This window comes from Moritella sp. 24, from assembly GCF_018219155.1.
GTDB lineage: Bacteria > Pseudomonadota > Gammaproteobacteria > Enterobacterales > Moritellaceae > Moritella.
In genome coordinates, this window is record NZ_CP056123.1 from 4324709 (window position 1) to 4337731 (window position 13023).

A 13023-nucleotide genomic window follows, 5' to 3' on the forward strand; every position below is an offset into this window, starting at 1 on the left:
AACGGTGAGTATTTGGTAGTACATAATGAATAACATGCGCTAATAATAATGAAAGCGACACTGTTTATATTATGACGTCGTTATTTTTGCTCTTCATTACTAAAGAGTGCATCAATAAACTCTTCTGAGTTAAAGGTACGTAAATCATCAATACCTTCACCAATACCAATAAAGCGAATTGGGATCTCAAACTTGTCTGCCACAGCAAAGATAACACCACCTTTTGCAGTACCATCTAGCTTAGTTAATGTAATGCCAGTAAGACCAACAGCTTCTTTAAATAGTTCCGCTTGGCTTAATGCATTCTGACCTGTACCAGCATCAATCGTTAACATGATTTCGTGTGGTGCCGTTGCATCGTGTTTTTTCATTACACGCACAACTTTTTTCAACTCTTCCATTAGGTGCGCTTTGTTTTGTAAACGACCTGCTGTATCAGCAATCAGTACATCAACATCTTTTGCTGTTGCAGATTGCATCGCATCAAACAATACCGATGCGCTATCTGCGCCCGTATGCTGAGCAACTACAGGGATATTATTGCGTTCACCCCATACTTCTAATTGCTCTACAGCGGCAGCACGGAATGTATCACCCGCAGCTAACATGACGGATTTACCTTCACCTTGGAATTTTTTCGCCATCTTACCGATAGTTGTAGTTTTACCCACACCGTTCACACCAACCATTAAGATCACGTGTGGCTTATTATTACTATCGATAACTAACGGTTGATCCACTTTATGCAGTAGCTCTGCCATATCTTTCTTCAAAATATCGTACAGGGCTTCAGCATCTTTTAATTCTTTACGCGATGCTTGTTGAGTCAAGTTATCAATGATTCGAGTCGTTGTCGCAACGCCTAAATCGGCAATAAGTAATTGCTCTTCAAGTTCTTCAAATAGTTCATCATCGATATGTTTACCGCGGAAGAAGTTTTTGAAGCCGCTGCCGATATTGCCTTTCGTACGTGATAAACCACGTTTCAAGCGGGTAAAGAATTTCTCTTTATCAACAGGTTCAGCTTCAGCCTCTTGAATATCAGAAGTACTTTCTTCAATCACATCCACTTTAGTTGCAAGATCTTGCACTGCTTCCGTAACCTCAGTCTTTTCAGACGTAGGCTCAACGACTGCAACCTCAGGTGCTGTAACAACCACATTTGCTTCAGTAGCAGCATTGTCATCATCCATCGCTGCACTATTTTTTTCGAAATCAGCAATAAGTTGTAAATCAGCCGCTCTACGAAGCGCTTTTTCTTCTTCAGTCTCGTCATCGCTAGCAACCAATACTTCAGCGCTAACCTTGTCTTCGTTCGTGTTGTTTGCGTCTTTTTTACCTAAACCAAACCAATTCTTCATGCTTTTTTTTGACATTTTTAGAAAACCTTACTTTCGCCAGTCTTGAACTGCTACAATGACCCAATATCAATATGATGATATATATTATCATCATTCTGTCCAGACAAAGAATTACTATGGCAAAATCTAGCACAAAACAACAAAATCAACGTCCTTCTGGGCACATTAGGATCATCAGTGGCCAATGGCGCGGTCGAAAACTCCCTGTTAAAGATGTTATTGGTCTACGTCCAACGACAGACCGCGTGAAAGAAACCGTATTTAACTGGTTATCTCCTTATGTACGTGGCAGCCATTGTCTCGACCTATTTGCTGGTAGTGGCGGATTAATCTTTGAAGCATTATCACGTTATGCAGATAGCGGATTATTGTTTGAGAAAGACGCAGGTGCAGCAGCTCAACTTCAGCAAAACATTAATTTGTTAAAAGCGGATAATGCGCAGTTAGTGCGTGGAGATACGCTACAGTTATTAACTAAAGTACCAACTCAACGCTATGATATGGTATTTATCGATCCGCCTTTCCGTCAAAATTTACTGGAAGAGTGTTGTGCTAAACTCGAAGAAAACAATTGGTTAAATGACGATGCGGTTATTTATATCGAGCGTGAGAAAGAGTTAAATCAAGTTAAGCTACCTGCTAACTGGACTATCTTAAAAGAAAAGCAAGCTGGTCAAGTGTGTTTTGAATTATATCAACGCCAGCAATAAGATTAATAATACTGCCGTGATAATAAAAAGTAGACGTCGATTAACTTCCGCTTAGATTGCGGTACTGACGTGGTGAAATACCTACCAACTTTTTAAAATAACGTCCCATGTGGCTTTGGTTCGCAAAGCCACATTGTAATGCAATATCTACCATACTGGCTTGCCCTTTAGCTAGACATAACTTCACTTGCTCAATTCGGACTGCCAATAAATACGCTTGTGGTGTTTGCGCCATACTCTGTTTGAACATTCGACAAAAATGATATTCACTCAGCTGTGCGAGGTCGGCTAACTCAGCAAGATAAACCTGACGATGAAAATTAGCCTGCATATAATCACATACCAGTACTGCCACTTTAGGAGATAATCCACCTTTGATTGGGGTTATGAATTTAGTAACGCCCATATTCTGTAGCATTGAAACTAAGATAGTATTCGTCACTTGTTCCATAGCAAGATGATCAGCGCCGCTGCACCAATCACTCGTAGCCATGCAATGACGGAATAATGCTTCGGTAGCCGCATCATTGGTAAAGGTTAGTTCGGGCAGTTGTAACATACGCGGGTCAATATCAAAGACTTTCAATGCTAGCTGTTTAAGATAGTCATCATTGAAATACAAATGCATGAATTGTTGCGTTTGCCCAAGCTGCCAATGACTCTCAGAATCTTTTGGCATTAAACAAAACTTACCTGGTGCACCAAACCCCGAGTCTACATCTGTGCGGTGAGTTTCATAACCGCCAGACATGTACAAACTCAAGGTATGCTGTTTGTCATTCACATAATATAAACGGTCATGTTCGTTCTGATAGTGTGCCCACGACAATGCATCCGTTAATGACGTTTGTCGTAAACAGATCTTACTGGTTGATTGTTCAAAGCTAATTTCACTCGGCTCAACTTGAGATGAAGCGACGTCTAGCATTGAATTCATAGTCGGTTTTATTAACGGCATAACAAAATACTACCATTAATAACAGATTGCTCAACCATCCCGTGATCAGGGTAATCATTAAACCGCAATATTGTGTTAGTTTTACCGACATCGTGATATTTCCAGTACCAACATACCGGCATAATGCAGACTAATTAATTGTGGTCGTCATAAAATAGGGATCCACTATGTCAGCATTACTCTACGTTTCAATGATATTTATTTGGGGCTTCTCGTGGATATCAATCAAGTGGCAACACGGTGATGTGCCAATGGAAGTGTCTATCTTTTACCGCTTCGCTATTGCAGCGGCAGTCATGTTTATTGTCGGTAAACTGTGGGGAAAATTACAAACGGTAAAACGTCAAGACCATGCTTTTTTAGCGCTTCAAGGTATCTGTTTATTTTGCTGTAACTTCTTAGCTTTTTACAGCGCCACTTTGTATATTCCTAGTGGTTTAGTGGCTGTATTCATGGCAACTGCACCAGTATTTAATGCCTTTCACAGCAAACTATTTTACCAAACCCAAACCAATGCGAATTTTTGGTTAGGTGCCCTACTTGGTCTTAGCGGTATTAGTTTATTATTTGCAGGTGATTTACTTGAAACCAACTGGTCACAAGATACTTTATACGGTCTATTGTTCGCTCTACTTGGCACTTGGTGCTTCTCAATTGGTAACATGCTGAGCATACGTAATACCAAAAATAATGTGCAGCCATTTACAGCCACCAGCTATGCTATGGTTTATGGTTGTATCGCTTTGTTATTGATTATCTTAGTCCGCGGTATTTCGTTCGAATTAACCATGACAACGCAATATATTGGCAGTTTATTGTATTTAGCCATCCCAGCATCTGTACTTGGTTTTACTTTTTATCTTATCTTGGTAGACCGTTTAGGCGCCAGTAATGCCGCTTATATTTTAGTTATTACCCCGGTTGTCGCTTTGAGTGTTTCAGCTGTATTTGAAGATTATCATTGGACGCTGTATTCAACGCTGGGACTGGTATTGGTGATATTAGGTAATGTATTAACCCAACGTAAAAATCCCTTGCTTGTACGCACTAAAATGCAGTCATTACAGCCGCATTAATAATTAAAGGTAAATGTTATTATTAATAGTGAGTTATAAAAATGCCCGTATAGTTAATTAACTATACGGGCATTTTTTATACTCAATACATCACGTTAATCAGGCGCATAACCTAAGTTAGGCCCTAGCCAACGTTCGGCTTCTTCAAGCGTCATGTTTTTACGTTCAGCATAATCTTTCACTTGGTCTTCTTGAATAGACGCAACCGCAAAATAACGAGACTCAGGATGGGAGAATATCCAACCTGATACCGCGGCACCAGGCCACATTGCATAAGATGACGTTAGTTTCATACCAATACTTTCTGGGTCTAATAATTCCCAAATAGTGCCTTTCTCGGTATGTTCAGGACAAGCAGCATAACCCGGAGCCGGACGAATACCTTGGTATTTTTCACGGATCAGATCATCGTTATTCCATTCTTCTGTCGGTGTAAAACCCCACTCTTCTTTACGCACTAATTCATGCAGACGCTCAGCCATTGCTTCCGCTAAACGGTCACATACAGATTGCACAAGAATAGCGTTGTAATCGTCCTCAATACCTTTGAAATAATTCGCGACATCATCTTCACCGATACCACCAGTTACTGCAAATGCACCAACGTAATCGAATTTACCTGACTCTTTAGGCGCCACGAAATCAGCTAAACAATTATTATATTGTCCTGGCTTTTTCTTGGTTTGCTGACGTAAATGTTCAAGCTTAGTGAGTACCTGTGTGCGCGTTTCATCGGTATACACTTCGATAGTATCGTCATTCACTGTATTAGCAGGGAATAAACCGATAACACCATTTGCTGATATTTGATAATCATCAGGTACACCGTCAAGTCCAGCGCCGCCCTCTTCTAAACGGTCAAGCATGTCATTAGCATCATTGAATAAACGCGTTGCTTCCACGCCAACAACATCATCGGTCAGAATACGAGGGTATTTACCCGCTAATGTCCATGTCATGAAGAAAGGCGTCCAATCGATATACTTACGCAGTTCTTTAATCGAATAACTAATGTATTTCTGCACACCGAGTGTCTTTGGTACTGGCGGAGTGTAATTAACCCAGTCAATTGGCGCTTTATTTGCGCGGGCTTGCTCTAAGGTTACTGGCGCACTACGCGGACGCTTACGCGCATGTTGTTCACGCGCGGTTTCGTATTCTTTCGCCATTCTAGCCGTCAATTCAGGCTTCTTGGTTTCAGATAATAACGCTGATACCACACCAACCGCACGAGATGCATTCGATACATAGATGACAGGTTCGTCATAGTTTTGCTCAATCTTAACCGCAGTATGGGCTTTTGATGTTGTTGCACCGCCAATCAGGATTGGTAATTTAAAACCTTTACGTTGGCATTCTTTTGCTACGTGAACCATTTCATCCAATGAGGGGGTGATCAGTCCTGATAAACCAATAATGTCACAGTTTTCTGCAACGGCGGTTTTCAGAATATCGTCACAAGATACCATTACGCCCATATCAACGATTTCATAGTTATTACACTGTAAAACTACGCCAACGATATTTTTGCCAATATCATGTACGTCACCTTTTACGGTCGCTAATAATACTTTACCGTTTGAAGAGCCTTTCTGTTTTGACGCTTCAATATAAGGATTTAAATAAGCCACTGCGCGTTTCATTACGCGGGCAGATTTAACCACTTGCGGTAAGAACATTTTACCTGCACCAAATAAATCACCAACCGCATTCATACCATCCATTAACGGACCTTCGATTACTTCAATCGGTAGTGTTGCTTGTTGACGTGCTTCTTCAGTATCTTCATCAATAAATTCAGTGATACCTTTAATTAATGCGTGCTCTAAACGTTTATTAACATCAAAACCACGCCATTCCTGTGTTTCAGCTTCCACTTCAACACCGGAGTCACGGTACTTATCGGCAATATCAAGTAACGCTTCAGTGGCATTATCATTACGATTAAGGATCACATCTTCAACCGCATCGAGCAGTTCTTTTGGCAGATCATCATAAATAGCCAGCTGCCCTGCATTTACAATACCCATATCCATGCCTTCACGGATACAGTAATACAAGAACACAGCATGGATAGCTTCACGTAGCGGATTGTTACCACGGAATGAGAAGGACACGTTAGACACACCACCCGAGATCATCGCATGCGGCAGTTCGCGTTTAATGTCTTTTACCGCTTCGATGAAATCAACCGCATAATTATTATGCTCATCAATACCCGTTGCTACAGCAAAGATATTTGGATCAAAGATAATGTCTTCTGGTGGGTAATTTAACTCACGAACCAAAATGTCATAAGAACGCTTACAAATCTCAAATTTACGTTCTTGAGTATCCGCCTGACCATCTTCATCAAACGCCATCACAATCATCGCAGCGCCATAACGGCGGATTAATGTTGCTTGGCGGCGGAAGTTATCTTCACCCTCTTTCAATGAAATAGAGTTAACAATCGCTTTACCCTGAACGCATTTCAGACCCGCTTCAAGGATTTCCCATTTCGATGAATCCACCATGATTGGCACTTTCGAAATTTCTGGTTCTGAAGCAACTAGGTTTAAGAAGCGTTGCATACAATGCAGCGAATCAAGCATACCTTCATCCATATTAATATCGATGATCTGTGCGCCAGCTTCGACTTGCTGCTGGGCAACATGTAATGCTTCGTCGTAATTCTCTTCTTTAATCAGACGTTTGAAACGTGCTGAACCAGTTACATTGGTACGTTCACCGACGTTAATAAACAGGCTGTCTTTAGTAATCGTTAATGGCTCTAAACCACTAAGACGACAAGCAACTTCGATTTCAGGTAATTGACGGGGCTTAACACCTTCAACGGCATCGGCCATCGCTTGGATGTGCTCAGGCGTGGTACCACAACAACCACCGACCATATTTAAGAAACCAGCTTCCGCCCATTCTTTAATATGCATAGCCATGTCTTCAGGGCTTAAGTCATACTCACCAAACGCATTTGGTAAACCGGCATTGGGATGCGCGGTAACATAGCTTTCAGAGATACGTGATAGTTCATCGACATATTGGCGTAATTCATCCGGCCCTAATGCACAGTTAAGACCAAAAGTGATCGGTTCTGCATGGCGTAATGAATTATAAAAAGCTTCTGTTGTTTGCCCTGTTAATGTACGACCCGAGGCATCAGTGATTGTACCTGAGATCATGATAGGTAATTCATAACCCAGTTCTTCGTATACAGTCTTAACCGCAAATACAGCTGCTTTCGCATTCAAGGTATCAAAGATAGTTTCGATCAGAATAATATCTGAGCCACCTTCGATTAAGGCCTTGGTTGATTCAATATAGGCTTCAACCATGAGATCAAATGAGGTATTACGAAAAGCGGGATCATTTACATCAGGAGAAATTGAACACGTACGGTTTGTCGGTCCTAATACACCAGCAACAAATCGGGGACGGTCTGGATTTTCTGCGGTTTTTTCATCAGCAACTTGACGGGCGATACGTGCAGCTTCGCGGTTAATCTCTGCCGATAATGATTCCATATCATAATCAGCCATCGCGATAGTTGTCGCATTGAAGGTATTGGTTTCAAGAATATCTGCGCCAGCATCGAGGTACTCTTTATGAATATCAGCAATTAGCTGTGGCTTACTTAATACCAATAAATCATTGTTACCTTTGACGTCGCAATGCCAGTCAGCAAAGCGTTCACCACGGTAATCAGCTTCTTCTAATTTATAGTCTTGGATCATCGTACCCATGCCGCCATCGATAAGCATGATACGCTGTTTTAATTGCTGTTCTAGTTGCTGTTTATTTTTTATAGTAGCCACAAGATCCCTCGTTTAATGTACTGCAGACCCAATCCTGAGTCTTATTATTTGATACTAATCTAGACGTATCAGTAACGTCTATAGATCGTTTAAGTCATATGGCGTTTCTTGATAAACGTAATAGTTTAACCAGTTGCTATAGAGCAGATTACCATGACTACGCCAAGTAACACGAGGTGCATTTTCGGCATCGTTGTTTTTATAATAATTAACGGGTACATCTGCTTCTACACCATCAGCAAGATCACGCATATATTCTTGGTGTAAAGTGCCAGCACTGTATTCAGGATGTCCTGTTACAAATACCTGACGGAAATCTTTTGATGCCGCTAAATACACACCTGTTTCATCATTGGCAGCTAAAATATTTAAATCTGTGTCTTTAAACATATCAGCGGAAAAATTAGCGTAGCGTGACATCGGCACTGAAAATTCATCATCAAAGCCACGCACTAACGGATTATGGCGATGGAATGTTTGCTGTGGATAGACACCAGAAAATTTCTTATCGTGGATTTTTTTATCAATACCATGCAGAACTTTCAATGCAGCTTGCGCAGCCCAGCATAGGAATAAGGTCGAAACGACATGAGTTTTAGACCAGTTGATGATTTCTTCAATTTGTGGCCAATACACCACTTCATCATGATCAACTAAGCCCAACGGTGCACCCGTTATAATTAAGCCATCATAATTGTTATGACGAATGCGTTCAAAATCATGATAGAACTCATCAATGTGTTCTTGAGGGGTATTTTTAGAGGCTCGGTAATCAATACGTAATAGCTCTACATTCACTTGCAGTGGCGTATTCGATAATAACCGTAAAATCTGATTTTCAGTCTCAATTTTCTTCGGCATAAGGTTAAGAATAACGACCTGAAGCGGTCTGATTTCTTGCTTGGTTGCACGTGAGTCTAACATCACAAAAATATTTTCATTACCTAATATTTCTGCAGCCGGTAACCCGTCTTTAATTCTAATCGGCATTATTCCCATCCTTAAGTAATACATTAGCCATCCAGAAGTCTACCCTATTTATATATCCTTTGTAAGTGTTACAACGGATTTAATCCCTTATAACAAGGTGCACATTCCGAGTATAAATAAAATCCTGACCTCAAATTCAGTTTTAGTTGTTCACCCCTTCCTATTCAGTTGACCATAATAATGTTTATGATAGGATCGCCTGCTTGCAAGGATCGCGACCTATTTTCAATGGATTGATACCCAGTTACCAACTCTTAATTTAAAGGTTTGCAAACAATGCTCACTTACATCTATTTAATTGCCATTACTGCCGAAGCTATGTCTGGCGCATTAATGGCTGGCCGTCGTAATATGGATATCTTCGGTGTGGCGGTTATCGCATTTGTTACCGCACTTGGTGGTGGTACTGTACGTGATCTATTATTGGGGAATTTTCCGATATCTTGGACACAGCATCCACACTATGTCTACATTACAATATGTGCAGGTTTGTTTACTATTTTAATTGCTAAACACATGAATCATTTACGCCGTTTGTTCTTGGTATTGGATGCGCTTGGTCTGATTGCATTTACGATTATTGGCTGTAACGTGGCAATGAAACTGGGGTACCACCCAACCGTGATAATTATGGCTGGGATGATCACGGGTATTTGTGGCGGTGTATTACGTGACCTACTTTGCAACCGAACACCAGTGGTATTCAGTAAAGAAATCTACGCGGGTATCTCGTTATTAGTTGCGGTACTTTACTTGAGCTTAGAAACGCTAGGTATTGACCACAATATCAATCTTATTGTGGCCTTCTGTGTCGGTGTTACATTGCGTTTATGCGCTATTTATTGGAAATGGTCTTTACCTACCTTTAGCTACACATCGGAAGAATGGGACTAAACAGAACTATCCGGAACTATCGCGAAATAAATAGCACTAGCGCTGACTAAAAAAGCGTAACCAGGCTTGGAGTAAGACTTCAAAATCTTCCAAGCCGCAAACTGCTACTGTTTCCGCATCATAAAAATGCATGTCATCTTCTAACTCTTCCCCAAAATCAATGAGCTCTGAGTTCGCACAAACACACGCATCTTCCTGCGTTAGAGTTAATGTCATTTCATCACCAATTAAACGATATTCTTGTTTTTGGCGCGATTTTAATAAGTCGAGCTCAGCTTGGATCAGTGCAATAGTCGCTTTATCCGTGCCCAAAGTGCCTTGAAACCAATTACCTAACGCCATCTGTTCCATTGATATGATTACTCGGTAGGTATCTGTAAGGGTATCTTTTCGAAATTCAAAATCCACGGTTATGCCTGCTTATTAGTTATAGATAATAGTTTAATAGAGTTATCGAGGGGATTGTAGCAAACAATGACGGAAACAAAAACGGCTCCCGATTAACGCGGGAGCCGTTTCATTATTTTTCTATTTCGAACTAACTAATTAACAATAAAGTCGTAACGATATTAGTTGTTAATTAAACTGCTTCTTGAGCAATAACTTCGTTCGCTTTTTCTATGTAAGATGCGATTTTGTCGAAGTTTAAGTAACGGTATGTATCCGCCGCTGTTGCATCAATCTCAGAAGCCAGTTCCATGTACTCAGCAACGGTTGGGATCTTACCTTTAATTGCCGCAACTGCAGCAACTTCAGCAGAACTCAGGTAAACCATTGCACCAGTACCAAGACGGTTCGGGAAGTTACGTGTTGAAGTAGAAACAACTGTCGTATTATCACCTACACGGGCTTGGTTACCCATACATAGTGAACAACCTGGCATTTCAGTACGAGCGCCAGCTTTGCCGAAGATTGAGTAATAACCTTCGTCACTTAGTTGTGCAGCGTCCATACGCGTTGGTGGTGTTACCCACATACGTGTTGGTAGTGAACCGTTGAACTTCTCAAGTAACTTACCAGCAGCACGGAAGTGACCGATGTTAGTCATACATGAACCAACAAATACTTCGTCAATTGCAACACCAGCAACATCAGATAACAGTTTCACATCATCTGGATCATTTGGACAAGCTAGGATAGGTTCTTTCACGTCAGCTAGATCGATCTCGATGATCTCTGCGTATTCTGCATCTGCGTCAGCTTCAAGTAGTTGTGGATCAGCAATCCAAGCTTTCATTTCAGCTACACGGCGAGCAATCGTTTTAGGATCGCCATAACCTTCAGCAATCATCCAGTTTAACATCACTATGTTAGACTCTAGATATTCAATGATTGGTGCTTCGCTAAGTTTGATTGAACAACCTGCAGCAGAACGCTCTGCAGATGCATCTGATAATTCAAATGCTTGCTCAACTTTAAGCTCAGGTAAACCTTCAATTTCTAGTACACGACCAGAGAATGCATTGATTTTACCTTCTTTCTCAACAGTCAGTAGACCTTTCTGGATCGCATAGTAAGGGATAGCATTAACAAGGTCACGTAATGTGATACCCGGCTGTAGTTCACCTTTAAAGCGTACCAAGATAGACTCTGGCATATCAAGTGGCATAACACCTGTTGCTGCTGCAAATGCAACTAGGCCAGAACCCGCAGGGAATGAAATACCTAATGGGAAACGTGTATGTGAATCACCACCAGTACCAACTGTATCTGGTAATAACATACGGTTTAACCATGAGTGAATTACACCATCACCCGGACGTAGAGAAACACCCGCACGGTTACGAATAAAGTCAGGTAACGTATGGTGAGTTTGTACATCAACTGGTTTTGGATAAGCCGCTGTATGACAGAAAGACTGCATAACTAAGTCAGCTGAGAAACCAAGACACGCTAGATCTTTAAGCTCATCACGTGTCATTGGACCCGTTGTATCTTGAGAACCAACCGTTGTCATTTTTGGCTCGCAATATTGGTTAGGACGAACGCCCGTTACACCACATGCTTTACCAACCATCTTCTGTGCTAAAGAGTAACCTTTGCTCGAAGCCGCTACATCTTCAGGTAGACGGAATACAGTTGAATCTTCTAGACCTAACGCAGTACGTGCACGCGTCGTTAAACCACGACCGATAATCAGTGGAATACGACCACCAGCACGCACTTCATCCAGAATTACATCTGTTTTAATTTTAAATTCTGTAATTGCAGCGCCAGTTTCGTTAGCTTTAACCACACCTTGGTAAGGGTAGATATCAATAACGTCACCCGTGCTTAGGTCACTTACATCAAATTCTAACGGTAGTGCACCTGAATCTTCCATTGTATTGAAGAAGATTGGCGCGATTTTAGAACCGATACAAATACCACCGCCACGTTTGTTAGGTACGAACGGGATATCATCACCCATACACCATAACACAGAGTTAGTCGCTGATTTACGAGATGAACCCGTACCAACAACATCACCAACGTAAGCAACTTGATGACCTTTTTCTTTGAGTTCTTCAATAGCTTGTAATGGCGTAGCAGAAACACCTTCACGCTCATTTTTAAGCATTGCAAGTGCATGCAGTGGAATATCTGGACGAGACCATGCATCAGGTGCAGGCGATAAATCATCAGTATTCGTTTCGCCAGGTACTTTAAATACAGTTACTGTAATTTTTTCAGCAACTTCAGGTTTGCTTAAGAACCATTCCGCATCAGCCCAAGATTGCATAACTTGCTGTGCGAATTTGTTACCTTCTTTTGCTTTTTCTTCAACAGTATAGAAAGCATCAAACATTAATAATGTGTGTGATAAAGCTTTTGCAGCGATTGGTGCAAGTGCGTCAACATCAAGTAGTTCAACCAATGTTTCGATGTTGTAACCACCTTGCATTGTGCCTAATAATTCAGTAGCACGTTCTGCAGATAAGATCGGTGATGTCGCTTCGCCTTTAGCTACCGCAGTTAAAAAACCTGCTTTAACATAAGCAGCTTCGTCCACACCTGGTGGTACGCGATTAGTTAAAAGATCTAAAATAAATTCTTCTTCGCCAGCAATTGGTGCTTTTACCAATTCAACTAGACCAGCAACTTGTTCAGCATCAAGAGGTTTAGGCACAACCCCATCAGCGGCACGTTCTTCGACATGTTTACGATAAGCTTCTAACACGACTCATTCCTCTTAGTTTATGCCACCTTTGGTGGACATCCTTGTTATATTTAACCCTA

General features: G+C 41.2%; 9 protein-coding genes. 3 read left to right on the top strand and 6 right to left on the bottom strand.

Translation table 11 applies throughout. The features are described from left to right. Positions 1-80: 80 nt before the first annotated feature. The gene (ftsY, locus tag HWV00_RS19320) at positions 81-1376 is read right to left on the bottom strand and encodes a signal recognition particle-docking protein FtsY (protein ID WP_211683857.1); all 1296 of its coding nucleotides are present in this window, start codon (positions 1374-1376) and stop codon (positions 81-83) included. A 101-nt stretch (positions 1377-1477) separates the two neighbouring features. Here ftsY and rsmD point away from each other — a divergent pair, with 101 nt between their 5' ends. After that, positions 1478-2071: a 16S rRNA (guanine(966)-N(2))-methyltransferase RsmD gene (rsmD, locus tag HWV00_RS19325; RefSeq protein WP_211683858.1), complete on the top strand. Its 594-nt coding sequence runs from the start codon at positions 1478-1480 to the stop codon at positions 2069-2071. A 40-nt stretch (positions 2072-2111) separates the two neighbouring features. On the opposite strand, the gene HWV00_RS19330 is transcribed toward rsmD, so the two are convergent. Continuing rightward, the gene (locus tag HWV00_RS19330; RefSeq protein ID WP_211683859.1) at positions 2112-3029 is read right to left on the bottom strand and encodes a helix-turn-helix transcriptional regulator; all 918 of its coding nucleotides are present in this window, start codon (positions 3027-3029) and stop codon (positions 2112-2114) included. A 167-nt stretch (positions 3030-3196) separates the two neighbouring features. Between HWV00_RS19330 and HWV00_RS19335 the strand changes: the two genes are divergently transcribed. Next, the gene (locus tag HWV00_RS19335; protein ID WP_211683860.1) at positions 3197-4105 is read left to right on the top strand and encodes a DMT family transporter; all 909 of its coding nucleotides are present in this window, start codon (positions 3197-3199) and stop codon (positions 4103-4105) included. Positions 4106-4200: 95 nt separating this feature from the next. Here HWV00_RS19335 and metH read toward each other — a convergent pair whose 3' ends face one another. Continuing rightward, positions 4201-7920 carry a methionine synthase gene (gene metH / locus HWV00_RS19340; protein ID WP_211683861.1) on the bottom strand — a complete coding sequence of 1240 codons (3720 nt, stop codon included), beginning with the start codon at positions 7918-7920 and terminating at the stop codon, positions 4201-4203. 78 nt (positions 7921-7998) lie between these two features. Next, on the bottom strand, positions 7999-8910 hold the full coding sequence (gene metA, locus HWV00_RS19345; protein WP_211683863.1) for a homoserine O-succinyltransferase: 912 nt from the start codon (positions 8908-8910) through the stop codon (positions 7999-8001). Positions 8911-9186: 276 nt separating this feature from the next. Between metA and HWV00_RS19350 the strand changes: the two genes are divergently transcribed. Then, complete coding sequence (locus HWV00_RS19350) at positions 9187-9804, top strand: trimeric intracellular cation channel family protein (protein ID WP_211683865.1); 618 nt, start codon at positions 9187-9189, stop codon at positions 9802-9804. 36 nt (positions 9805-9840) lie between these two features. On the opposite strand, the gene HWV00_RS19355 is transcribed toward HWV00_RS19350, so the two are convergent. Together HWV00_RS19355 and acnB are read right to left on the bottom strand one after the other, a co-directional pair. Then, complete coding sequence (locus HWV00_RS19355; RefSeq protein WP_211683866.1) at positions 9841-10212, bottom strand: YacL family protein; 372 nt, start codon at positions 10210-10212, stop codon at positions 9841-9843. Positions 10213-10384: 172 nt separating this feature from the next. After that, positions 10385-12964, bottom strand: a complete 2580-nt coding sequence (acnB, locus tag HWV00_RS19360; protein WP_211683868.1) for a bifunctional aconitate hydratase 2/2-methylisocitrate dehydratase — start codon at positions 12962-12964, stop codon at positions 10385-10387. Positions 12965-13023: the final 59 nt, after the last annotated feature.